The sequence below is a fragment of the Mesorhizobium silamurunense genome (assembly GCF_014843905.1).
GTDB classification, from domain to species: Bacteria; Pseudomonadota; Alphaproteobacteria; order Rhizobiales; family Rhizobiaceae; genus Mesorhizobium; species Mesorhizobium silamurunense.
Window position 1 is genome coordinate 117,350 of sequence record NZ_LPVS01000027.1, and the last position, 22,867, is coordinate 140,216.

General features: G+C 63.3%; 18 protein-coding genes and 1 tRNA gene. 11 read left to right on the forward strand and 8 right to left on the reverse strand.

Annotated elements, in window-relative coordinates; translation table 11 throughout:
• Nucleotides 1-24: 24 nt before the first annotated feature.
• Complete coding sequence (locus AU465_RS06470; protein ID WP_192245080.1) at nucleotides 25-1,236, forward strand: UbiH/UbiF family hydroxylase; 1,212 nt, start codon at nucleotides 25-27, stop codon at nucleotides 1,234-1,236.
• A gap of 329 nt (nucleotides 1,237-1,565) precedes the next feature.
• Nucleotides 1,566-1,889, forward strand: coding sequence for a heat shock protein HspQ (gene hspQ, locus AU465_RS06475; protein WP_168247349.1), 324 nt, complete (start codon nucleotides 1,566-1,568; stop codon nucleotides 1,887-1,889).
• 74 nt (nucleotides 1,890-1,963) lie between these two features.
• Here the strand turns inward: hspQ and AU465_RS06480 are convergent, their stop codons facing one another.
• Nucleotides 1,964-2,584: an invasion associated locus B family protein gene (locus AU465_RS06480; RefSeq protein ID WP_210325009.1), complete on the reverse strand. Its 621-nt coding sequence runs from the start codon at nucleotides 2,582-2,584 to the stop codon at nucleotides 1,964-1,966.
• Nucleotides 2,585-2,880: 296 nt separating this feature from the next.
• Between AU465_RS06480 and AU465_RS06485 the strand changes: the two genes are divergently transcribed.
• Both AU465_RS06485 and AU465_RS06490 read left to right on the forward strand, forming a co-directional pair.
• Nucleotides 2,881-4,701, forward strand: a complete 1,821-nt coding sequence (locus tag AU465_RS06485) for an extracellular solute-binding protein (protein WP_192245082.1) — start codon at nucleotides 2,881-2,883, stop codon at nucleotides 4,699-4,701.
• Nucleotides 4,702-4,740: 39 nt separating this feature from the next.
• Complete coding sequence (locus AU465_RS06490; protein WP_192245084.1) at nucleotides 4,741-5,421, forward strand: DsbA family oxidoreductase; 681 nt, start codon at nucleotides 4,741-4,743, stop codon at nucleotides 5,419-5,421.
• 164 nt (nucleotides 5,422-5,585) lie between these two features.
• Here AU465_RS06490 and AU465_RS06495 read toward each other — a convergent pair whose 3' ends face one another.
• Nucleotides 5,586-6,020 carry a hypothetical protein gene (locus AU465_RS06495; RefSeq protein WP_192245086.1) on the reverse strand — a complete coding sequence of 145 codons (435 nt, stop codon included), beginning with the start codon at nucleotides 6,018-6,020 and terminating at the stop codon, nucleotides 5,586-5,588.
• A gap of 534 nt (nucleotides 6,021-6,554) precedes the next feature.
• Here AU465_RS06495 and AU465_RS06500 point away from each other — a divergent pair.
• Nucleotides 6,555-8,447: an ABC transporter ATP-binding protein/permease gene (locus AU465_RS06500; RefSeq protein WP_192245088.1), complete on the forward strand. Its 1,893-nt coding sequence runs from the start codon at nucleotides 6,555-6,557 to the stop codon at nucleotides 8,445-8,447.
• A 281-nt stretch (nucleotides 8,448-8,728) separates the two neighbouring features.
• Nucleotides 8,729-10,093, forward strand: coding sequence for a magnesium transporter (mgtE, locus tag AU465_RS06505; protein ID WP_192245090.1), 1,365 nt, complete (start codon nucleotides 8,729-8,731; stop codon nucleotides 10,091-10,093).
• 129 nt (nucleotides 10,094-10,222) lie between these two features.
• On the opposite strand, the gene gor is transcribed toward mgtE, so the two are convergent.
• The 3 genes from gor to rpiA form a co-directional block, all read right to left on the reverse strand.
• Nucleotides 10,223-11,611, reverse strand: a complete 1,389-nt coding sequence (gor, locus tag AU465_RS06510; protein ID WP_192245092.1) for a glutathione-disulfide reductase — start codon at nucleotides 11,609-11,611, stop codon at nucleotides 10,223-10,225.
• Nucleotides 11,612-11,728: 117 nt separating this feature from the next.
• Complete coding sequence (locus tag AU465_RS06515) at nucleotides 11,729-12,346, reverse strand: DUF2059 domain-containing protein (protein ID WP_192245094.1); 618 nt, start codon at nucleotides 12,344-12,346, stop codon at nucleotides 11,729-11,731.
• Complete coding sequence (gene rpiA, locus AU465_RS06520; protein ID WP_192245096.1) at nucleotides 12,333-13,064, reverse strand: ribose-5-phosphate isomerase RpiA; 732 nt, start codon at nucleotides 13,062-13,064, stop codon at nucleotides 12,333-12,335. Before rpiA ends, AU465_RS06515 begins: the two co-directional genes overlap by 14 nt.
• Before the next feature lie 155 nt (nucleotides 13,065-13,219).
• On the opposite strand from rpiA, the gene AU465_RS06525 reads away from it, so the two are divergent.
• The 4 genes from AU465_RS06525 to AU465_RS06540 all read left to right on the forward strand — a co-directional run bounded on the left by AU465_RS06525 (nucleotide 13,220) and on the right by AU465_RS06540 (nucleotide 15,995).
• Nucleotides 13,220-13,900: a phosphoglycolate phosphatase gene (locus AU465_RS06525; RefSeq protein ID WP_192245098.1), complete on the forward strand. Its 681-nt coding sequence runs from the start codon at nucleotides 13,220-13,222 to the stop codon at nucleotides 13,898-13,900.
• 123 nt (nucleotides 13,901-14,023) lie between these two features.
• A tRNA-Val gene (locus tag AU465_RS06530) sits at nucleotides 14,024-14,098 on the forward strand.
• A gap of 142 nt (nucleotides 14,099-14,240) precedes the next feature.
• Complete coding sequence (locus AU465_RS06535; protein WP_246505896.1) at nucleotides 14,241-15,152, forward strand: substrate-binding domain-containing protein; 912 nt, start codon at nucleotides 14,241-14,243, stop codon at nucleotides 15,150-15,152.
• A gap of 102 nt (nucleotides 15,153-15,254) precedes the next feature.
• Nucleotides 15,255-15,995: a glucose 1-dehydrogenase gene (locus tag AU465_RS06540; RefSeq protein ID WP_246505897.1), complete on the forward strand. Its 741-nt coding sequence runs from the start codon at nucleotides 15,255-15,257 to the stop codon at nucleotides 15,993-15,995.
• A gap of 64 nt (nucleotides 15,996-16,059) precedes the next feature.
• On the opposite strand, the gene AU465_RS06545 is transcribed toward AU465_RS06540, so the two are convergent.
• The 3 genes from AU465_RS06545 to AU465_RS06555 all read right to left on the reverse strand — a co-directional run bounded on the left by AU465_RS06545 (nucleotide 16,060) and on the right by AU465_RS06555 (nucleotide 21,559).
• Entirely contained in the window at nucleotides 16,060-16,230 is a 171-nt protein-coding gene (locus AU465_RS06545) for a hypothetical protein (protein ID WP_192245102.1), read from the reverse strand.
• A 144-nt stretch (nucleotides 16,231-16,374) separates the two neighbouring features.
• Complete coding sequence (locus AU465_RS06550) at nucleotides 16,375-17,898, reverse strand: MBL fold metallo-hydrolase (RefSeq protein WP_192245104.1); 1,524 nt, start codon at nucleotides 17,896-17,898, stop codon at nucleotides 16,375-16,377.
• Nucleotides 17,891-21,559, reverse strand: a complete 3,669-nt coding sequence (locus tag AU465_RS06555) for a S8 family serine peptidase (protein WP_192245106.1) — start codon at nucleotides 21,557-21,559, stop codon at nucleotides 17,891-17,893. The genes AU465_RS06550 and AU465_RS06555 overlap by 8 nt, the downstream gene beginning before the upstream one ends.
• Nucleotides 21,560-22,164: 605 nt before the next feature.
• Between AU465_RS06555 and AU465_RS06560 the strand changes: the two genes are divergently transcribed.
• On the forward strand, nucleotides 22,165-22,851 hold the full coding sequence (locus tag AU465_RS06560; protein ID WP_192245293.1) for a Crp/Fnr family transcriptional regulator: 687 nt from the start codon (nucleotides 22,165-22,167) through the stop codon (nucleotides 22,849-22,851).
• The last annotated feature ends 16 nt before the right edge of the window (nucleotides 22,852-22,867 follow it).

Genomic DNA, 22,867 nt, shown 5'->3' on the forward strand with positions numbered 1-22,867 from the left:
CGCCTATCATCGTGGAAGCCTGGCGTGGAGCAGAACGACAAAGCCCGCATATTGGTTGCCGGCAGCGGGCCGGCCGGCCTGATCGCGGCGCTCGGCTTCGCCGAGGCAGGCTTTGCCGTGATACTGGCCGGCCCCGAGGCAGCCGGCGGCGACCGCCGCACCACTGCCCTCATGAACCCTGCCCTCAAGGTGCTGGACCGGCTGGGCGTATTGGACGAGCTCAGATCGCAGGCTGCGCCGTTGAAAGTGATGCGCATTGTCGACGCGACGCGCCGGCTGATCCGCAGCCCGACCGTCACCTTCCGCGCCAGCGAGATCGGCGAGGAGCAGTTCGGGCTCAATCTGCCGAACAAAATCATGATCCCGGCGTTAGCCAAGGCCGTTGCCGCTCACGCCGGCATCGAGTGGCGAAAGGCGATGGTCGGGACGTGGCGGCTCGAGGCCGATCAGGCGCATGCCATACTGGGAGATGGCAGCGAGGTCTCCGCGTCGCTGGCGGTCGCCGCCGACGGACGCCTGTCGCCGGCACGCGAAGCCGCCGGCATCAAAGCCTCCGCGCGGCCCTACCCCCAGTCGGCGCTTGTTCTCAATTTCAGCCATCGCAGCGAACACGGCTTCATCTCGACCGAATTCCACACCGAGACCGGGCCGTTCACGCAGGTGCCGCTGCCGGGCAAGCGCTCAAGCCTCGTCTGGGTGGTGAAGCCGGAAACGGCGAAGGAACTCGCCGCACTCGACGACGCCTCCCTGTCCGTCCGGGTCGAGGAGCAGATGCAGTCGATGCTCGGTCGCGTTTCGGTCGAGCCCGGCCGCCAGGTCTACCCGCTGTCGGCGGCCTCGCCCGGCCGCTTCGCGCAAAACCGTGTGGCGCTGGTCGGCGAAGCGGCGCATGTTTTCCCGCCGATCGGCGCGCAGGGCCTCAACCTCGGTATCAGGGATATCGACGATCTGGTTGGAATCGCCAGCGAAAACCGCGACGATCCCGGGTCAAGGCTGAGCCTCGCCGCCTATGACACAAGGCGCCGCCCCGACATCCTGGCGCGCAGCAGCGCGGTGAACCTGCTCAACATGTCGCTGCTATCCGACATGCTGCCGGCGCAACTGGCGCGCAGCGCCGGCCTCAACGTGCTGGACAGCTTCGCGCCGCTGCGCGCCTTCTTCATGCGAGAAGGCCTGCGGCCCGGCGGCGGTTTTCGGGCGCTCGCCGGCGGCTTAAGGAAGCAAGCCGCGCGCTAAGGCGACGCATTTTGGACCTTGCGCTTTCCGCCGCGAAACCATTGTGTGCGCCGATCCGTAACTTGGTGGCAAGGCAGCGCTGCGGCATTGAATCGCGACAACGTCTACGCCAAAAGAACCAAGCCGAAAGTCGGGCTCGATTTTTGGCTGCGTGATGTGTAAATTCAAGACCTTAGGCGCCCTGCGCACAAGCCACCGACGGCGCCTCGGACAGCGCATGACCCCGAAAATCGGAATCGATTTTCGGAAAGGATCATGTGCAAAAGCAAAGTGCTACAGCGTCCTTTGCGCGTCCGAGAGGAGCGGCGGCGCTGTAGAGGGTGAGTGCGATGAAAACGGCCAAATTCGCGATCGGACAAGTGGTTCGCCACCGGCTGTTTCCCTTCCGTGGCGTGATCTTCGACGTCGATCCGCAGTTCGCCAACACCGAGGAATGGTACGAAGCCATTCCCGCGGAGATGCGTCCGCGCAAGGACCAGCCTTTCTATCACCTCCTAGCAGAGAATTCCGAGACTGAGTACATCGCCTACGTGTCCGAGCAGAACCTGCTCGAGGACCGGTCCGGCGAGCCGGTGCGGCATCCGCAGATCGGCGAGATGTTCGACAAGCTGCCCGACGGGCGCTACGAGCCGAAACGCCACTCGAAGCATTAAAAGAATGGACGTGCGGCAACAAAAAAGCGGGGCGCCTGCCCCGCTTTTTGCATGTTGGAGAAATGCTCCGGCGATCAGTTGGCGGTCTTCGCCTTGTCCTGCTCTTCCTTGAGCTTCTTGGCGAAGTCCTGATTGTTCTTGGCGACGAAGTCCTGCAGCTTCTTCTGGCGGTCCTCGATGTCCGACTGCTGCAGCGGCGGACCGTCATAGGCGCCGCTGAAGCCGGTCAACGCGACCTTGATCGGGTTCGGCTGGTTCTGGAAATTGACCGAGGTGAGCGTGATCTGCTGGCCCTTCTTGAAGGACGCGACAAGCTGGTCGGTCAGCGGCACTTCGGCCACGCAGCGGTCCGGGAAGCAGATCACGTAGTCGAGTTTCTGCGCCTTGCCGGCATCGATCTGCAGGCCGATGCCGGGAGGCACGAGGCGGCCGGTCGGGACCGTCACCTGGAACACCTTGCGGTTCACCTTGCCCTTGAGCTCGATCAGGCTGACGCCGGTGACGAGCTGGCCATTGCCGGCGGTGACGATGTTCTGGACGTTGCAGATGTCGACGTCTTCCTGCTTGGTGCAGGCCTTGAACCAGCCCTGCGGAATCTGCGGCTGCTGCTGCGCGGAGGCGGTGAAAAGCCCGGCGCCCAGAACGCCGACCACGCCTGCGGCCAGCACCGAAAGGCGATACGCGTTGCTCGTCATATGGTGCACTTTCCTCTCAAATGATCCCGGGGAACCGGCTTCTTGGTGCCGTGTGGTCCCGCTACCTGTTGCCCAAATGAGGCAACAGCATGACTTCGGAGCGCGTGTTACACTGCCAGCGGCGCCGAATCCAGCCCGGTTTCCGCGATTTCTTCCTGGTTTCTCCTCCCTGGACGATCCTCGATTGGCAATGAGTTGGCTGAACCCAATTTCCACCGGTGCGCGCCGATTCAATCGGCTGGCGAAATGCTCTAGGGTGCGTGCCGAATCACAAGCCGCCCGGCAAGGAGACGGTCATGGACCGCGTTCTCGTTCGGCTGATCGCCGCGACCTCGTTTCTGGCCCTCTCGCTGCTTCCGGCTTTGTCGGAACCGAAGCACGGCATCGCCATGCAGGGCGAGCCGGCGTTGCCCGCCGATTATTCACATTTCGACTACGTCAATCCCGATGCACCGAAGGGCGGCAGCGTCACCTACTGCGTCGTCGGCAGTTTCGACAATCTCAACCCCTTCATCCTGAAGAGTCTGCGCACCACTGCGCGCGGCATGATCGACACGGTCTACGGCAACCTCGTCTTCGAGCCGTTGATGCACCGCAATTACAACGAGCCGTTCAGCCTCTACGGCCTGCTCGCCGATAGCGCCGACATGGATCCCGAGCGCAAGAGCATCGAGTTCCATCTCAATCCCAAGGCCAAATGGTCGGACGGCCAGCCGGTGACGCCGGAGGATGTGCTGTTCACCTACGATGTCTTCACCGACAAGGGCCGCCCGCCGTTCAGCGATCGCATGAGCATGATCGCCAAGCTGGAGAAGACCGGCGACCACAGCGTGAAATTCACCTTCAACGACAAGGCCAATCGCGAATTCCCGCTGATCATCGCGCTGACGCCGATCATCCCCAAGCACGCCTTCGACAAGGACACCTTCGACAAGACCACGTTGAAGCCGCTGATCGGCAGCGGCCCCTACACCGTGGACAAGGTGCAGCCCGGGCAGCGCATCGTCTTCAAGCGCAATCCCAATTACTGGGGCAAGGATATCCCCTCGAAGCGCGGCTTCGACAATTTCGATCAGATCACCATCGAGTATTTCCTCAACGCCAACGCCAAGACGGAAGCGTTCAAGAAAGGCATCTGCGCCCTCGACGACGAGACCGATCCGGTCAAGCGCGACCGCGATGTCGACTTCCCGGCCTTCCGCAAGGGTGATGTGAAGCAGGAATATTTCGACACCGGCATTCCTCCCGTGGTGACGGGATTCCTGTTCAACACCAGGCTGCCTAAGTTTTCCAATCCGGTCGTGCGGCGGGCGCTCGGCATGCTCTACGACTTCGAGTGGGCGAACAAGAACCTGTTCGCCAGCAAGTTCAACCGCACCATGAGCTTCTGGCAGAACTCCGAGCTGTCCGCGCTCGGCCATCCGGCCGACGACCGCGAAAAGGCCCTGCTTGCCCCCTACCCCGGCCGCGTGCCGGCTGAGGTGATGGACGGCACCTGGCGGCCGCCGGTCACCGACGGCTCCGGCCAGGACCGCAAGGTGCTGCGAGCAGCCTTCGAGATGCTGAAAGGCGCCGGCTATCATGTAGAGGACGGCCGGATGCTCGATCCTGAAGGGAATCCCTTCGGCTTCGAAATCATGACGTCATCGCAGGACGAGGAGCGGCTTGCGGCTCTCTATCAGCGCACGCTGGAGAAGATCGGCATCGATGTCACCATCCGCAGCCTCGACGGCGACCAGATCCAGTCGCGCAAGCAGCGGTTCGACTTCGAGGTTCTGATCGGCACAAGCGGCTTCAACAATTCGCTGTCGCCCGGCAGCGAGCAGGTCGGGCGCTGGGGATCTGTCGCGGCCAGGCAGGAGGGCTCGTTCAACCTGGCGGGCGTTGCCGACCCCGCGGTCGACGCGGCGATCAACGCGATGTTGAATGCCCGCGCCAAGGAAGACTATGTCGCCGCGGTGCGCGTTCTCGATCGGCTGCTGATCTCCGGCAACTACATCGTGCCCATGCAATACAACACGCAGCAGTGGGTTGCTTACTGGAGCTACCTGGAACATCCGCAAAAGACCCCCATATTCGGCTATCAGCTGCCGGCATGGTGGCGAAAGCCCAACTGACGAAACCCCACCGGACACGGATCAAGCAAGGAGACGAGCATGAGCGCCGAGAACTCCATCACCGTCGATGTGGTGTCCGATGTGGTCTGCCCCTGGTGCTTCATCGGCCAGAAGCGGTTGGATACGGCGATCGCCGCTGCCGGCGATGTCAACGTGCATGTGCGCTGGCGGCCGTTTCAGCTCGATCCGACCATTCCGCAAGGCGGCATGGATCGCCGTGAATACATGCTGGGCAAATTCGGCAGCGAGGAGCGCATCCGCCAGATCCATGCGCGCATAGAACCGCTCGGCGAAGCGGAAGGCATCCATTTCGCCTTCGGCGCCATCAAGGTCGCGCCCAACACGTTGGACGCGCACCGCGTCATCCGCTGGGCGGGCGCCGCCGGCGAGGACGTGCAGAATCGTCTCGTGCGTCGCCTCTTCCAGCTGAATTTCGAGGAAGGCGCCAATCTTGGTGACCACGCCGTGCTGGCCGAGGCCGCCCGCGAGGCCGGCATGGACGCTTCGGTGGTCGAGACGCTGTTGCCGACCGACGCCGATGTCGACGCCGTGCGCAACGAGATCGCCACCGCCTCGCGCATGGGCATCACCGGCGTGCCCTGCTTCCTGCTCGAAGGCAAATATGCCGTGATGGGCGCGCAGGACGCCGACACGCTTGCCGACGCAATCCGCCAGGTCGCTCAGGCCAAGGCGCGCGGCGAGCTGGAAACGGCGGGCTGAGCATGTCTCCCGAAACTGGGACCCGGTTTCGGGACAAAGACATGCGTAAATCAAAAACCTAAAGCGCACGGAGCGAATCTGGAAGATCGCGACGCGCGCTTTAGAGCAATTCCAGGAAAAGTGTGAAACGGTTTTCCGTCCGGAATTGCGTCAAAACACTGTGTCTACTTTACCGTCACCTTCGCCTTGCTGACGAAGAAGCCGTGGCCGCTGCTGCTCGTGCAGGTCAATCCTTTCGTCGACGACAGGCAAGTGAATGACCCCTTGCTCCAGCTGTTGCCGTAGCCAAGCTTGGTCGCGTCGCCGCAGCAGCCCTGCTCGCCGGGGTTCTTGATCAGTGTCGCCTGTCCCTTCGGCCCCAGGATCACGGTCACATAGCTCGGCTCGACACGGGAACAGGAAAGCTCCGGTCCGCCGTCCTGCGGTTGGTAGGTGCTGGTGCCGCCCTTCGGCGTGTAGATGCAGCCGATATTGCCGGACGGCGTGTTGAATTCGACCTGGCCTTCGGCGCTCGCCGGGATCGTCTGATTGCCGGCATGTGCCTGCGGCAGCCAGGCGAAGGCCGCGAGCACCGCGGCTGAAAAGATCCGTGCAGACATCCTGACCCCCCTCGATGCGGACTGATCGCCCACGCAGATTCCATCCTGACGGATGAAATTGTCAAATGCCGTCGATCGCAGGCAAGCGCCCCAATGCCCTCGTGGAAGATGATTTTAAGCAAGCCGCAGGTGATCGACGGCGGCTCTTTTTCAGGTATTTCGGTCACCGACTCTCGTGAATCGGGCTGATTGCCGCTCCATTTTCTTCACAAAACCGTGTTTTGAGCTTCCCTTAGGGAAAGCTGATCCAGGGCGAAATTCATATCGCTAAGCAACTGGAATAAAACACGAATCTGTTTCCGATAGCTATTAGCCGGCAATGTACTTCTGTTGCCCTCATGCCACTACGGGTAACCCTGTTCACATTCGGGGGCAGAAAATTAATGGAAAATGATCAATTGGTGTTACCATGTGTAACAAAACAAGAAAGGTTTGGGCGGGATCGTGATTCGGGTCGGTAGACCGCGACGTACAGTACCGGAGCAAACATTCAGCGAGGCGGCAAAGCCCTCGCCCCTGACGCCGGTATCGTCGATGCGCACTTTCTGGGGGCTGATGCGAGCCTACTGGTTCTCCGACCGGTGGAAGGAAGCTTGGACCCTCACCCTCGTGATCGCGCTGCTAACAGCGCTCTCCAGCAAGGCCGGCGTGTGGTTTGCCATGGCGTTGGGCGAGCTCGGCAATTCGATCGCCTTCCTCCATGATGCCGCCAACACCCACCCGTTGCAGACAATTCTGACCAATGCCGGCATACTGGTGCTGCTGGTTGTGCTGAAAGATGCCGGTTTCACCGGCGTACGCAATCTCGTTTCAACGACCTTGCACCGTAAATGGCGAGGCTGGCTGAACAGCCAATTCAACCAAGCCCTGCTCGACGGCAATCACACGCATTTCCATGCCCAGCATGGTTCGGCGGCCGGCGGCATCGTCGCTCCTGATAACATCGACCAGCGCATCCAGGAATCGATCAAGGACATGACCGGCGGCGCAATCGGCCTCGCCATGGGCGTGCTGGGTGTCGCGACCTCGCTCTATTTCGTCGGCGAGAATCTCATCGGAGCCTCGGTGGAGGTCAAAGGGCTGGAGTTTCTCGGCAGCTACGGCACTGCGGTGCTGGCTTTCCTTGCCGTCGCCACATACGTGCCGCTGAACACCTGGATCGCGGTCAAGTTGGGGCGGCTGCTTGAGCGGCTCAACGTCCGCATGCAGCAGGCAGAGGGCAGCTACCGCAGCGAACTGACTACATTCCTGCGCCGCAGCTTCCACGTCGCCGCCTCGCATGGCGAAGGCGTGCAAAAGTCGATGCACGACAGGCTTTATGTCGATATCGACAAAACATGGGGTCGGCTCAATGTCGTCAACACCAGCTACACCTCGTTCGAGCTGATCTACAATTTCATCGGCGCTCGTATTGTTGCCTACGGACCGGGTCTCGTATCGTTCATCCATAACCGCCTGGACTACAAAGGCTACATCACCGGCTCCGAAATGGTCGCGCAGCTGATCAGCCAGTGCTCATGGTTCATCCACGTGATGCCGGCGATCGCCACGCTTCGGGCCAACAGCCAGCGCGTGACCGAACTCGCCAACGCCATCGAGAACGTCCAGCAGCCGCAGGAGTTCTATCGCCAAACCGGCCGCTCCGACTTCGCCTATGGCAGCCAAAACCCTGTCTTCGGCCTCACCATCCAGAAGCTCGAGCTGGCGCATCAGGGCGAAGACGCAACGCCCTTCCTCAGCGCCGCCAACCTGCGCTTCCGTCGCGGCGAATGGACATTCCTCAAAGGCGAGTCCGGTTGCGGCAAGACCTCGCTTATCAAGGCGATCAATGGCCTGTGGCCCTATGGCCGCGGCACCATCGTGTTCCCGGAAGGGGTGACGAGCTTCTACGCCGCCCAGGAGGTCAAGCTGCAGCAGGTCTCGCTGAAGCAGCTCGTCTGCCTGCCGGGCTCGGAAAACGATCACAGCGACATGCAGGTGGCGGCGGCGCTGCACAAGGCGGGCCTCGGCGAATTCATCGGCCACCTGACCGATGAGAGCCGCGAGGGCAAGATCTGGGATCAGGTCCTGTCCGGCGGCCAGAAGCAGAAGCTGGTGGTCGCCCGCATCATCCTGCAGCAGCCTGGGCTGCTGTTCCTCGACGAAGCGACAGGCGCGCTCGACCCCGAAGGCAAGATCGCCTTCCACGAGGCGATCAAGGCCAATTGCCCCGATGTCACGGTCATCAGCGTGATGCACGAAGCCGTGCCGCCGCGGTCGCTCTCCGGTGAGGAATTCTACCACAGTGTCGTCGCGATCACCGACGGCGTCGCGACCAAGAAGCCGCTGGTCCCCACACTGCCACGCGAGCTCACCACCATCCTCGCCCAGCCGCCGCGGCCGACCGAGGACAAATGGCTGCGCTTCCGCCGGCTGAAGCAGAAATAGCAGTCATACCAAGCCTTTGACCGGCCGCCGCGGTGTGGCGACGGTTGCTGTCGATCACAGTCTCGCGATCCGGCGTCCCTTCATCCATTTTTCGCGCTCTCCGCGATTGACTCGGCAACATGCGCTCCTATGTTGCGCCCGCTCGCAGATTTCAAAACGCGAACCCCGCGAGCAGAAAGGTCAACCCGCCATGCCTGGCGACAGTCACAGTCGAACGCAACCGCCGTCCGCCTTGACGTGACCTGACGGCTCGCGTCCTGCCGGACGGCAAGGAGTGAGCCATGAACGAATTCGCACCCGTATTGGACGACGAAGCCGTCGCCGTCGCCCGTGTTCTTGCCAACGATCACGTCGCCGACGTCGTCGAAGCCCTCAACCACGAACCTCGCGAGACGGCGATCGAGCTGCTCTGCGCGGTGCCGTTCGAGCGGCTGGTCGAGATCTTCGACCAGCCGGAGCTCGAAAGCGCCCCGGAGCTCGCCGAAGCCCTGCCGCGCGCCAAGGCGGGCAGGCTGCTCACCGCCATGTCGGTCGACCGCGCGGCCGACATCCTGCGCGAGCTGGATGAGCCTGCGCGCTCGGAACTGCTTGGCGCGCTTGCTCCGCCGCTGCGCGCCACATTGCTTTCCATTCTCGGCTATCCCGAAGAGAGCGCCGCCTCGATCATGACGACGGAGTTCGTCAGCGTGCCTTCGGACTGGACCATCGGCCGCACGCTCGACTACATCCGCAAAGTCGAGCGCACCCGCGAGACCGTCTATGCGATCTACATCACCGACCCGCAGACGCAGCTCCTGCTGCGGGCGACGGGCTTGCGCAGGCTGATCACCGGCGAGCCGGAGGATTCGATACTGTCGGTGGCGCCGGATCGCATGCCGGTGACGGTCACGCCGCTGACCGATCGCGAAACGTTGGCGCAGACGATCTCCAAATATGACCTGCTCGCCGTGCCGGTTGTGGATCACGGCAAGATCCTCGGCATCGTCACCATCGACGACATCATCGACACCATGGTCGAGGAAACGACCGAGGACGTGCATCGTTTCGGCGGCATGGAGGCGCTGGACGAGCCCTATATGAAGATGGGCTTCCTTGCCATGATCCAGAAGCGCGCCGGCTGGCTCTGCGCGTTGTTCCTCAGCGAAATGCTGACGGCGAACGCCATGCAAAGCTATGAAGGCGAGCTGGAGAAGGCGATCGTGCTCACCCTCTTCATCCCGCTGATCATGAGCTCGGGCGGCAATTCCGGCTCACAAGCGACCTCGCTGGTCATCCGCGCGCTGGCGCTGCGCGAGATCGGCCTTGGCGACTGGTGGCGTGTCGCCTTGCGCGAGTTGCCGACAGGTTTGGTGCTCGGCTCGATCCTCGGCATGGTCGGCATCTGCCGCATTGCGCTCTGGCAGTATTTCGGCTTCTACGACTATGGCCCGCACTGGATACTGATCGCGGCAACGGTAGGTTCGGCGCTGGTCGGCATCGTCACCTTCGGCTCGCTGTCGGGCTCGATGCTGCCGTTCGCGCTGAAGCGCATCGGCTTCGATCCGGCCAGCGCCTCGGCGCCGTTCGTCGCCACGCTCGTCGACGTCACCGGGCTGGTCATCTACTTCTCGGTGGCGCTGGTGATCCTGCGCGGCACCTTGCTTTAAAACCCTGTCCTCACCGTCGCCGGCCTTGCCGGCGGCGACCTCCACCTGATTCAGAAACCGTAGATCGCGTCGCGCACCGCATCCGGGTAAGCCTCTGCGCCGGCGGCAGGCATGGTTCGCTCCGGCAGTTCAGACGCGCTCGCCGTTCTTCACGCGGTAGGTCGGCTTGTACATGGTGACCAGTTCCTCCGCCGCGGTTGGATGGACGGCCATGGTACGATCGAAATCGTCCTTGGTCAGCCCCGCCTTCAGCGGAATGCCGAGAAGCTGCGCCATCTCGCCGGCATCAGGCCCCAGAATATGGGCACCGAGCACCTTCCGCGAGGCGCCGTTGACCACCAGCTTCATCAGCATCTTCTCGTCGCGGCCGGACAGCGTGTGCCGCATCGGACGGAAGGAAGCACGATAGACCTCGATATCCGGGAAGCGCTTGACCGCCTCATCCTCAGACAGGCCGACCGTACCGATCTCCGGCTGCGAGAACACGGCCGTCGCGATGGTGTCGTGGTCGGGCGCCGTCGGGTTGCCCTTGAAGGCGGTCTCGATGAAACACATCGCTTCGTAAATCGCCACCGGCGTCAGTTGCACGCGGTGGGTGACGTCGCCGATCGCCCATATGTTGTCGATATTGGTGCGGGAATATTGGTCGACGACGATCGCGCCGGTCTTGCCGAGTTCGACGCCGACGCCTTCGAGCCCCATGTTCTCAGTATTCGGGATGCGGCCGATGGCCAGCATGACCTGGTCGACCGTCAGCGTCTGGCCGCCGGACAGCAGCACGTCCAGCCTGCCGTCCGGGTTCTTGCGCACCCATTCGGAAACCGCGTGGCAGAGGATCCTGATCCCCTTCTTCTCCATGGTCTCGTGCAGCGAGCGGCGAAGGTCCGTGTCGAAGCGCGAAAGAATTTCCTGGCCGCGATAGACCAGCGTGGTCTCCACGCCTAAACCATGGAAAATATTGGCGAATTCGACGGCGATATAGCCGCCGCCCTCGATCATGATCGCCTTCGGCAGTTGCTTGAGATCGAAAGCCTCGTTGGAGAAGATGCAATATTCGTGGCCGGAAAGCGCGGGATGCGGGGCCGGCCTGCCGCCCGTGGCGATCAGGATCTGGTCGGCGGTGACGGTGCGGTCCTCGGCGGTCAGATAGACGGCATGACGGTCCACGAGCACCGCGCGCGAATGGAAAGTCTCGCCGCCCGCGCCCTCCACATTCCTCTTGTAGATCGCCTCCAGTCTGGCGATCTCCTTGTCCTTGTTGGCAACCAGTGTCGACCAGTCGAAGCTTGCCTCCGGCACCGTCCAGCCATAGCCGGCCGCATCAGTGAAATGCTCGGGGAACTGCGAGGCATAAACATAGAGCTTCTTCGGCACGCAGCCGCGGATGACGCAGGTGCCGCCATAGCGATATTCCTCGGCGATGGCGACGCGCTTGCCGAGCGAGGCAGCAACGCGAGCCGCCCTCACCCCGCCGGAGCCGCCGCCGATGACGAAGAGATCATAGTCGTAACCGGCCATCGGATGGGCTCCTGCGAAGTGAAAGGTCGCGTCAGAGGTAGGCTGCCGGCAGGCAAAAGAAAAGCCCGGGAAACCCGAGCTCTTCTGGTCCAGTCGACAGTGAGCCGCCTGAAGCAATCAGTTCTGCGAATCGTCAGCCGGAGCCGAGTTGTCGGCAGGTGCCTGGTTGTCGGCCGGAGCGGCGCCGTCGGCGGGAGCGGTCGCATCCTGCGCAGGCTTGGCCGGCGCCGCGGCCTTGGCGGCGGCGGCGAGTGTCTCGCCGACCTGCTGTGCGAGATCGCGGGCGACACCGTTCTGCCAGATGTCGGCCGCCTTCACGAGGTCGCGCGTGACCGCCGGGCCGCTGTCGAGCAGCTTCTTGCCGGCATCGGAGCTGTAGAAGGTGGCGATATCGTTGAGGTCCTTTTCAGAGAACACCTTGGCGTAGGCGAGCGCCGCCTCCTTCTCGAGGTCGGCGCGCCGCGAAGCGAGGCCGATCGCCTTCTCGGTAACGGTCTTGCCGATCAGCTCCTGCATGTCGGGGTTTTTCTGGATCAGCTGGTTCTCGAGCGCGGCCGCCGCCTGCGGCAGTATGTTGTCGAACGGGTCCGTGGCGTGAATAGCCGCAACGGCGGCCTTCGCGGCCTTGAGATGCGATTCGCTGATATCCTGAGAAAACGCCGGCGAGGACAGCGCAAGGACGGCTGAGGCCGCCAGAAGCGTCGAAAGGCGGCGAACCCGTTTATGCAACATCATGGTCGATAGAACTCCCTGGTTTTCGGGCGGCATGGACGGTTTGGATGCCGTCGCCGCCGGCGATGATGGCCGCTGACGCCAGCCCGATGAATAGACCGTGCTCGACAACGCCTGGAATGGCGAAGAGAGCATTCGAAAGCGCTCTTGTATCCGGAATGCGGCCAAAAGATGCATCGAGGATAAAGTGGCCGCCGTCTGTAACAAAAGGCTGGCTTCCCGTCATCCTCAATGTCACCGGGCCGGCAAGGCCGAGGCGTACCGCCGCCGCGCCGACCGCGATCTCGGTGGCGCGCAGGCCGAACTTGTTGACTTCGATCGGCAGCGGGAAACGGCCGAGGGTCTCGACCATCTTGGACTGGTCGGCAATCACGATCATGCGCCGGGACGCCGCCGCGACGATCTTTTCGCGCAGGAGCGCCCCGCCGCCGCCCTTGATCAACGTCAGCGCCGGGTCGATCTCGTCGGCGCCGTCGATGGTGAGGTCGAGCTCGGGCGTTTCCTCCAGCGTCGACAGCGGCACGCCAAGCTCGCGGCACAGTGCCGCGGTGCGCTCGGATGTAGGCACGCCGATGACGGCAAGCCCGGTCGCGACCTTCTCGGCCAGCAGCCGGACGAACTCGTCGGCGGTCGTGCCGGTGCCGATGCCGAGCCGCATGCCGCTGCTGACATGGGCAAGGGCCGCGCGCGCGGCCTCGACCTTCAACTGCCTTGCGTCCATGCCGCTCTCTTGCCCCGATTTCGCTGGTTTCGCGCGCCTCCTAGCATTTTTGCCTGTCCCGTCAAAGGCTCTGCCTGTGGACCGATAGAGGCTGCTTGCTTGACCACCGCGCAGCCTGTATCGGCTGCGGCACCTCAATCGCCGCAGGACTGGCCATGACTCGACCGATCATCGTGTTCGACCTCGACGGGACGCTCATCGACACCGCGCCGGACCTGCTCGACAGCCTCAACCACAGCCTGGCGGCAAGCGAGCTTGCCGCGGTCGACGAGGCCGGCTTCAGGCGCTTCGTCGGCCATGGCGGCCGCGTCATGATCGAACGCGCGCATGCGGCGCAGAACAAAGCGCTGATGGCGGAAGAGCACGACCGGCTGCTGAAAGTCTTCCTCGACCATTACACGATCAACATTCCAGGCAAGTCGTGTCCCTACCCCGGTGTCATCGCGGCGCTCGACCGCTTGCAGGCCGCAGGCTGCCTGATGGCGGTCTGCACCAACAAATTCGAAGCGAATTCGGTGGCGCTGATCGGCGCGCTCGGCATGGAAAAGTACTTCGCCGCGATCTGCGGCCAGGACACGTTCGCCTTCCGCAAGCCCGACCCGCGCCACCTGACCGAGACGATCAAGCTCGCCGGCGGCGATCCGCACAGCGCCCTGATGGTCGGCGATTCGCAGACCGACATCGACACCGCCAAGGCGGCCGGCATTCCGGTGGTGGCGGTCGATTTCGGCTACACGGACCGCCACGTGCGAGAGTTCGAGCCGACGCTGGTGATCTCGCATTTCGACACGCTGACGCCGGAACTGGCCGAACGGCTGATTGCCGCCGCGCGCTGAGTCTGCTTTTCCGACCTACCGAGGCCCGGCAAATCGATCATGGCAGATCGTCGGCACATTGCCTTGACTTCGCGCACCCGCCTCCCTTATATCGCGGCTCGCTTCGGCCTTCGGGCAACGAGCGGGCGATTAGCTCAGCGGGAGAGCACACCCTTCACACGGGTGGGGTCGCAGGTTCAATCCCTGCATCGCCCACCATCTTTTCAAACACTTAGCCATACCGAAAATCCCCGCGTACCAAAACCGTACAGCAAAGCCTTACTTCGGCCGAGACTGATAGACTTGATTGCGCCGATCGGGACCTGAAGCCACGGACGTCAGCCCCGGAAGTCGCGGGCAGATGCGGTCGGCCGAAACCGCCGATTTCGACCAGGCGCGCGACGGCTGCAAGAAGGCCGAAGCCGAATCGAATGGCGCCTTGGAATGCATGTATATCGGCCCCGGCGAGCATGGCGGCGGCGACGAGCAGGTGCAGATCGTGCAGGATCTCGTGGCCAAGAAGGTGGACGGCATCGCCGTGTCGCCATCGAACGCCGCGGCGATGGCGGTTGCGCTGCAGGCCGCCAAGGAAGCCGGCATCCCGGTCCTCACCTGGGACTCCGACCTGCTGCCCGAGAACAAGGATCTCCGCGTCGCCTATATCGGCACCCACAATTATGAGATCGGCGTGAACCTTGCCAAGCTTGCCATGCAGGTCAAGCCTAAAGGCGGCACGATCTGCATCCAGTCGGGCGGCGCGGCGGCGGCCAACCACAATGAACGCATGCAGGGCATTCGCGATACGCTTTCGGGCACCAAATCGACGGCCTCGCCCGGGGACCGGCTGACGGGCCAGAACGGCTGGACCGAAATCGAAGGCTGTCCGCTCTACACCAACGATGATTTCCCGCTTTCGGTGCAGCAGTTTGAGGACATCATGGCGAAAAATCCGAACCTTGATGCATTCATCCCAACTGGTGGCTTCCCGCAGTTCATTCCTGATGCCAACCGCGCCGCGGTCGCACCGTACAAAGACAAGATCGCCTCGAAAGCGCTGGCCCTTGTCGTCGCCGACACGCTTCCCGTGCAGATCGACCAGATGAAGGAAGGCCTCTCGCTTGGCCAAGTCGGCCAAAGGCCGTTCGAAATGGGCTACAAGACGATGATGGCATTGAAGGACATGAAGGACGGCAAGGCGCCGCCGGCTGACCCGACCTACACAGGCCTCGACGTCTGCACTCCGCAGACGGCCGACACCTGCGTCGCCAAATAGTGCTTTAGGGCGGGAGAAAAGTCCCTCCCTTTCATTGGAGCGAGATGCGGTTAGATTGAAGCATTCTCATCTCATCTCGCTCCGGGGATTTCAATGTCGGAAATGTTCTCGCTCGAAGGCCGGGTCGCGTTGGTGACAGGTGCTTCGCGTGGCCTCGGCTTCGCGATGGCAAAGGCGCTTGCGGAAAACGGCGCAACAGTGATCGTCAATGCCCGCGACATGGACACCCTCTCCGTGGCGGCGCAAAAGATCGGGGCAGAGGCCCTGCCGTTCGATGTTGCCGACGCGGCGATCTCAAGGGCGGCGCTTGAGGGAATCGTCGAACGCCACGGCCGCCTCGATATCCTGGTCAACAACGCCGGTATCCAGCATCGCAGCCCGTTGATCGAATGGGAGGACGAGGACTTCGACCGCGTGATTGCAGTCAATCTTTCGGCCTGCTTCCGCATGATGCGCGAGGCGGTGCGCCTGATGCTGCCGAACAAATTTGGGCGCATCATAAACACTGGATCGGTTGCAGCGATCCTTGGCCGACCCACAATTCACGCCTATGTGGCGGCAAAGGCGGGGCTGCATGGACTGACACGCTCGACCGCCGCCGAGATGGGCCGTCACGGCATCACCATCAATGCGATTGCCCCCGGCTATTTCGCCACCGAGCTCAATACCGCACTTATCAACGACGAGGCCTTCACCAAATGGGTCGAGGCGCGAACTCCTGCTGGCCGCTGGGCCCAACCTGAGGAAGTCAGCGGAGCCGTGGTGTTTCTCGCGTCCGACGCTGCCGCCTACGTCAACGGACATGTTTTGGCGGTCGACGGGGGGCTATCGGTCTCCCTCTGACCTGCGAACTGGCTTCAACAGTATGGCAGCCAGACAACAAACGGTTGGCGGCGCCCGACGCTGCTCAGATCAACCCTCTGCGCACAGTCAAATGCGTCACCGCCGTCACCAGGATGGCGCCGGTCATGAAATAGAGCGTGGCCACCATGTTGCCGTGATGGAAGTAAATCCCTGCGAGAAGCAAGGCCATGGCCACCGCAAGAAAAGCAATGATGCGCGAGAAGTTGTCGGGCATGGAGCGACGAACCTATGCAGATAGGATGGATGGCCGCCCTCAATCAGCCGTGCGCTCAATAGTGCGGTTTTCGATTTTTCGCAATCGGCATGATGCGGGAAACTGACAGAACCCGCGCCTGGAGCGTGCCGCCGCCGACGCTCCCTAGACGAAATCGACTTCGACCCAGAGCCCGCCGGGGCCCCGAGCAGGGTCGCGCGGCGCGCTGCGCACCGCCAGGATCGAGCCTGAGGGCGAAGCAAAACCCGGTTTTCCATTTGCACCGGCCAGCCAGGCATCGTCGGCACGGATGACGCGGCCCTTGGTCTTGGCTTCGAGCGCGGTCAGGATCGGGTCATAAGGCATCTCGCCCCAATGCACCTTCACCGCATCCAGCTTGTTGGTGGGAATGAAGGCCGAAAGGTCCTGGCTTGTCATCAAATCGAGGCCCTGTTTCTGCGGCGTGGCGTTCTGGCTGCCGTGATGAGCGACCTTGAGATAGACGGTACGAGCGAGCAGATCGGCCGTAGTGACGGTCGCCTGCCCCACCGGCCATTTCAGGTCCTTCCAGCTCAGCCAGTTGCCGATCTGGGCGTCGCCCGGAAACAGGAACACCCGGCCGCTGTCGACGAATTCGAAGGCCAGCACCAGGCTGGTGTTGTTGACGCCGCGGTCGAGCTGCAAGGCGAGGTCGGCGGCGATCGCCATCCAGTCTGCGTCGATGCGGCGCCACGACTGGTCACGATCCTCCATGGGAGCCGCGCTAGAGACCGGCCCGGAATAGTGCTTGCGGGTAAAGGCGCCGATATCGACGGCCGGATCGCTGCCCTTCTCGCCGTTCAGCGCCGCCGAGAGCGGCGTGCCGATATTGCGTTCGAAGGGACTGAGCTCGTCGATATAAGTCGGATCGTCGGCCTGGTTCATCCTGAGCCCGGATGAAAGCGCCCGCGCGAACGGCCCGCCGCTGGCGAGCGGGAACATCTCGCTCGCCTTTTCCTCCAGCCGGAGCGCCGCCTTGTCGCGCGGCGGCCCGAGCACGTAAATCCGAAGATTGGGAAGTTCCACGATCGATTGCGGCGCCCCGCCGGGCTCGAAATAGGTGGGCGATGGTTTTGCCGACAACTTTGCCGCGGCATCGCGCGCGGAGCGCACCCGCTCGCCGGCGGCGCCGAACTGAAAGCCGAGCACAGCCTGCAGCCCATCGCGCACCCGCTCCATGTAGGGGTTGAGCCCCTGCATGCCGTCGAGCTTCTGGCTTGCCCCCTGCAACGCAGCCAGCGCCTGGCCCTTGAACTTGTCAAGTTCCATGGCATCCGGATCGGCCGGGTTTTCGCTCCACGCCATCCACACGTCGCCGACGGAAAAATCCTTGAACAGATCCTTTGCGGTCAGGAAACCCGAAACATGGTCCCAATGCTCGTGGGTGATGACGAGCACGTCGAGCTTGCCGCCCGTCTCCTTCTTGAGGTCGGCGACGATGTCGGCGACCAGCGCCGGGCCGCCCGTGATCGAGACGTGAATGCCGCAGTCGATCAGCATCCGGAACGGCGAGCCGTCGGGCCTGATGAAGGTGAGCAGATGGCAGTCGCCGATGCCTTGGCAATAGTGCCGGACGGTGACAGAAGGCGTGCGTGCCGTGGAGGCCGCGGCCCCTCGACGCCGCCTTGTTGCCGCTGGCTTCCTAGACATGGTCGTCGTCTCCGTCGCTGGCGTGCAGCATGGCGAAGGGCTCGGAAACCTCGCCGCCAAAATAGAGCGCCCGGAGCGGTGACAGATAGTTTGCGCTCACCGTCTGAGCCTGGCGCTTCTGCCGGTCCGCGCTGCCGGTGTTCTTGATGATCGCGTACCGCATTTCCTCAAAACCTTCGCGCGGGTCGATGATGATGGTGGCGCCGCCGCGGAACCAGAAGAAGCCGTCACCCTTGTTGACGCCTTGCGGGGCCGGCGAGCCGTCGAAGGTGATGGGTATCCGCTGCTGGATGACCGCGACCACTTCGACGCGGAACGAGCCGTCCGGCTCGACGCGCCGGGTGGGACGAACGCTGTAGATGTCGAAGGTCGTCTCGCCCTTCTTCGGCGGGTGCATGACCGTGCCGTCCTCATTATAGCGCGGCAGGTCGGGCAGCAGGCCGAACTGCTTGTAGAGGTCGGGATCGGAAGCGAAGGCCTTGTGCATCGCCTTCCACAGCGCGTAGCGATTCCTGTCGTTGAGGGCGAAGATCTCGGAGCGTTTCAGCTTCTGGTTCCAGCCGAGGTCGACCTTGGCGAGCAAGCCCTTCAGCCAGGGAGGCGAAGGATCTTCCGGCGCGCTCCAGGCTAACGTCTCTTCCGAAATGGTGCGCACGTCGCGCGGCAGAAGCTTCCACTTGCGGAAGGATTCCAGGAACGCCAGCCTATAGTGCAGCGGATCGTCCGGGTAGGCATCGCGGTCGGCGGTGATCAGCGCCCGCAGGTATTCGCCGAAGGTGATGTCGACGGCGGGGCAATAGTCGAGCGCGCGGATGCACATGGTCAGCATCTGCCTGGCGGTCTTGGCGACCTCATCGGTGAGGCGCTCGACCAGGTTTGGATGCAAGGTGCCCGCCGGCAGGATACCGGTGCCGCCGGTGGCAAGCTGGATCAGATCGTCTGTGCGGCGGTCGGCGATGGCGATGAACGCCTGGTAGACGGCGAAGACGAGGATGGAGCCACGATCGTGCGCCTCGAACGTCTTGTCGTAGTCGAGGTCGGCCATGCCGGCGCCGCCATATTCGCGCAATGGCCCTGCCCTGCCGCTGCCCTCTCCGAACTGCTTGGCGATGCCGGAGAGCAGCGATGCCGCCGACACATCGCCCCTCGCGTTGCCGATCTCGAAATTCACCAGCTCCTTCAGGGTAAAATGCTGGAACAGCGCGACGATGTCGGCAAAGGCCTCATGGAAGGCCGGAACGTCCGGGTTGGATGCCTCCTGGAAGCGGCGATGCAGCCCGTCGAGCAGCGCATGCGACATCTCGTGCGCGATGATATCGCTGGACAGGCAGGAAAACACCGTCGTCCCGGGCGTGGTGACGTCGCCCTCATTGCTGGTTGCCGGGAAATAGCCGAACAGCAGCGCCTTCTTTTCCGGGCTGTAGTAAGCGTTCTCGGCGCGAAGCGCATGCGGATAGATGCGCAGGCGCGGCACATAATGCGCCTTCACCGTCATGTCGCCACTGCGGCCGGGGCTTTGCGAATAATGCGGCGCCCATAGCGCCCGCCGCCCGAGCGCGCGCTCGAAATGGCCGATCGTGGTCATGGCAACCGCATAGACCATCTGCTGGTGAAACTTCGGATTGCCCTCCGAAGGCGGCAGGCCGTCTAGCGCCAGAAGCACCTTGTCGTTGAGGTCGACCGGGTCGTAGACACGGTCGGAGGCCGGATCGACATCGACCACTTCGAGATATTCACCGATAGGGCCGGGCTGCAGCGGCTTGTCGGCCGATGGTTCGTCGTCCCAGGGAACCGAAAGCGTCGCCTGGTAGACCGACACCGAGTCCAGCCGCTTGGCGACCGACGGGTCGAGCGCATAGATGCGCAGGCGTCGCTGCGGCGGCGGCAGCGGCCGCGGCTTGCGCTTGATCGGCGCCGGACTTGCGGCGGGAGCGGCGACCGGCACCGGCTTGGCGCGGGCCCTGCCCAGCAACCCTTCGAGAAAGGCCTTGAGCGGTTTCGACGGATTGCCTTCGTCGAGAGCGGCTTCGAGATAGCGGTTGCGTGCCGCGGCCGAAATGGCGGCCGGGTCGCCGTCCGGATCGGCGATTGCCTGGTCGACGGCGGCCGTGCTTTGCGCCATCTGCATCAGTTCCAGCCCCAGCATCCTCTGCCGTTGCAACGCAGCGGGCGACTGGACTGCAAGCGAATTGCCGCCGGTCAAGAAATCGAGCCAGCTCCACGTATAGGTCGCCGGCGGCAGTTTCTGCAGCAGGTTCTCCGCCGGCGGCGCGATCGCCAGCGCGTCGAAGGCGCGCACCACCCCCTGCCCGATCTTCTCCAGCGTCTCGGAGGCGTTCATCTTCGGCGTCGATTTCTGCGCCGCCTTGAACAGCGCGAGGCGCACGGCCTCGATGCGCATCCAGGGCCGCGAATAATTCTTCACGACGTCCCAGTGCTCGGCCAGCCAAAGCGCCGCCGCGGCGGCGACCTGGGGCGTCGCCGCCGAGGTGCCATTGCCGTCCATGTCGACGACCTTGGCGCAGTTGATCTCCGCCCAAGGCACGTTCGGCGTGTAGGCGCCAAGCGCCGTCTTCATCTTCGAGGCCGGCCCGTAATTGCCCTGCATGGTGCCAAGGTCGAGGCCGGCATAGGCGCGGCCGTCGCCCATCACCCCACATGCGGCCAGCACACGGTTGTAGCGGGCTGGATAGACGATGCTGCGCGGCGTGATGGTAAAATTGTTGCCGGCCGCGGTGACCATCACCAGGCCGTCGTCGTAAGCGAGGTTGACCGCGTCGACGAGAGCCTGCGAGGCGAGGCCGCCCATACTCATCGACAATACCTGGGCGCCTTGCTGGCGCGCATAGTCGAGGCCTTGCACCATCGTGCCCGTCGTCAGCCGCACCACCCAGTCGGCGATGCGGACCGGCAGGATCTTGGTCTGCGGGGCGCCGCCGACGAAATCGGTGAAGCCCGGCCAATGCGGCGACGTGCCGTCGAGCTTGTTGCCGGCAAGCAGGCTGAGCGTGCCGGTGCCATGGCCGCGATTGCTGGCGAGCGTGCCGGCAGGCGCATGATCGGTCGCGTTGTTCGGCCCGGTGCCGTCATCGACGAAATTGCGCTGCTTGGCCGCGAGAAGCCCGGTCGGCAAGGTGCGGTGACCAGGATCGAAACCGGTATCGAGATGGGCGATGGTAATGTTGGCCTGCTTGGCGCCAACCTTGTTGCGAGCAGCCGCGAACTGGCTGAAGGTGGGGCCAGCGTTCCACGCAACCACGCCCGGCACCGTCGCCTGCCTGCCGCTCGGGTTCTGGTCATCGAACACGCAGACCGGGCTGGCGCTCATCGCCATGCCGCGGTCGCCGCCGCTGTTCTTGTAGTCCCATTGCTGAACCATGTCGGGTTCGATCGCCAGGACATCGCCACCGGCCGCTAAATCCCCGCCGCGGGCGACGAGTTCATGGGCATCGTCCCAGGGATTGTCCGAGACCCCGGCCTTGGGAGAAAGCCGCAGCCACGTCGCGCCGCGGTCCGCCGCCGTCCCGAAGTCGGCGCGGGCAGCACCGAGCGGCACCGTCAGGATCGGTTCGGCGTCGGTTCCTCCGATACCGAGCGAGCGCTTCCGGGCCGCGAACCCGGCGCCGTCACCCCGAACCTTGATAAGGAGTCTCCTCGCCATGGCGTGCCCCTCCTCGGAAGTGGAAACCATGGCGTGGACTGTCAATCCCAGTCAAGCCAAGTCCCAACCCATGCTTCGATCGATCTGTTTGCCAACTAGGAAACCGGGCCGATTGTATTTCCGCGCCAATATGCTTGGCGACTGAAACATACATTCGGCAAATGACAATCGCGCCGGTCGACAAGCGCTTCTGTGATCGCCTTCACATACGCCGGGCGGGCTTCGCGCGCAGATATCGCACCGGGTGGCACTGGCTTCTGCTTCAAATGCACTGGCTCGAATGGCTTCCGGGCCTGAAAGTGGGTCGGTCCTCGGCAGGGAATTTCGATCACCTAGCCATTTTCAGATTTGCTGTTCGCGCGCGTCGGTCACCTCCCGCCACGCGCGCGGACGGCGTTTCGCAGATCGGTTCGCGTCCGCCAGCGCGCTCCGATTCCCGTTGCAAGGGAAAGTTGCCGGCTAAATTCTATGCCGGCAGCGCACGTCTGGCGCTCGATCTCCAAAGGCCGTCGTGTGTTGCCGTAATCGCCACGAAAGGAGACCAGGCCTTGATCGAGCATGCACTTGTCATACAATTTCCGCTCAACGAGAGGCGGAACCGCATCATGTCCACAGCCGGCGCAGACGACAGGAGCACCCTGCCGCGTCTGGCGCGGATCGATCCGCGTCAGTTCGATCTGCTTTTCGGCGGCTGCAAGATCGAACGTTATTCCGCCGGTCAGCACCTGTTCGTCCAGGAGGACGCGTCCGACCGCATCTACGGCGTGATGAGCGGGACGGTCGAAATTTCGCTCTATTCGCCGGGCGGACAGAAGCTGGTGGCCAATATCGAGCTGTCGCGCAGCCTCGTCGGCGAGATCGGCGCCCTGGACGGACGCCCGCGCACGGCAACCGCCATCTGCCTCACCCCATGCGAGCTGGTATCGCTTAACCGGACGCAACTCTTTGATCGTATTGAAAAAAATCCACCGCTGGCGCGCGCCATGATCGAACTCCTGTGCACGCGGCTGCGCTGGGTCAGCGGCGAACTCGGCGACCAGGCCTTCTTCGGCATCGAGGCCCGGCTGGCGAAGCGGCTGGTGTTCCTCAGCGGCGTTATGGCCGATCCCGCCGGCTGGGTTCCGATCTCGCAATCGGAACTCGGCGAGTTCCTCGGCGCGACGCGCGAATCCGTCAACAAGACGCTCAACGACTGGCGCAACCGGCACATGATCGCCATCAAGCGTGGCGGACTGCGCATCACCAATGCTGCCGCGCTGAACCAGATCGCCGATTCGCAGGACGGCGACTGAACGATACAGACCCGAA

Coding starts and splice junctions, on each gene's coding strand:
- mgtE (WP_192245090.1), top strand. CDS start 8,729: ATGAACGAATTCGCACCCGTATTGGACGACGAAGCCGTCGCCGTCGCC.
- AU465_RS06485 (WP_192245082.1), top strand. CDS start 2,881: ATGGACCGCGTTCTCGTTCGGCTGATCGCCGCGACCTCGTTTCTGGCC.
- AU465_RS06490 (WP_192245084.1), top strand. CDS start 4,741: ATGAGCGCCGAGAACTCCATCACCGTCGATGTGGTGTCCGATGTGGTC.
- AU465_RS06540 (WP_246505897.1), top strand. CDS start 15,255: ATGTTCTCGCTCGAAGGCCGGGTCGCGTTGGTGACAGGTGCTTCGCGT.
- AU465_RS06545 (WP_192245102.1), bottom strand. CDS start 16,230: ATGCCCGACAACTTCTCGCGCATCATTGCTTTTCTTGCGGTGGCCATG.
- AU465_RS06550 (WP_192245104.1), bottom strand. CDS start 17,898: ATGTCTAGGAAGCCAGCGGCAACAAGGCGGCGTCGAGGGGCCGCGGCC.
- AU465_RS06525 (WP_192245098.1), top strand. CDS start 13,220: ATGACTCGACCGATCATCGTGTTCGACCTCGACGGGACGCTCATCGAC.
- AU465_RS06560 (WP_192245293.1), top strand. CDS start 22,165: ATGTCCACAGCCGGCGCAGACGACAGGAGCACCCTGCCGCGTCTGGCG.
- rpiA (WP_192245096.1), bottom strand. CDS start 13,064: ATGGACGCAAGGCAGTTGAAGGTCGAGGCCGCGCGCGCGGCCCTTGCC.
- AU465_RS06480 (WP_210325009.1), bottom strand. CDS start 2,584: ATGACGAGCAACGCGTATCGCCTTTCGGTGCTGGCCGCAGGCGTGGTC.
- AU465_RS06535 (WP_246505896.1), top strand. CDS start 14,241: ATGCGGTCGGCCGAAACCGCCGATTTCGACCAGGCGCGCGACGGCTGC.
- AU465_RS06500 (WP_192245088.1), top strand. CDS start 6,555: ATGCGCACTTTCTGGGGGCTGATGCGAGCCTACTGGTTCTCCGACCGG.
- AU465_RS06495 (WP_192245086.1), bottom strand. CDS start 6,020: ATGTCTGCACGGATCTTTTCAGCCGCGGTGCTCGCGGCCTTCGCCTGG.
- hspQ (WP_168247349.1), top strand. CDS start 1,566: ATGAAAACGGCCAAATTCGCGATCGGACAAGTGGTTCGCCACCGGCTG.
- gor (WP_192245092.1), bottom strand. CDS start 11,611: ATGGCCGGTTACGACTATGATCTCTTCGTCATCGGCGGCGGCTCCGGC.
- AU465_RS06515 (WP_192245094.1), bottom strand. CDS start 12,346: ATGATGTTGCATAAACGGGTTCGCCGCCTTTCGACGCTTCTGGCGGCC.
- AU465_RS06555 (WP_192245106.1), bottom strand. CDS start 21,559: ATGGCGAGGAGACTCCTTATCAAGGTTCGGGGTGACGGCGCCGGGTTC.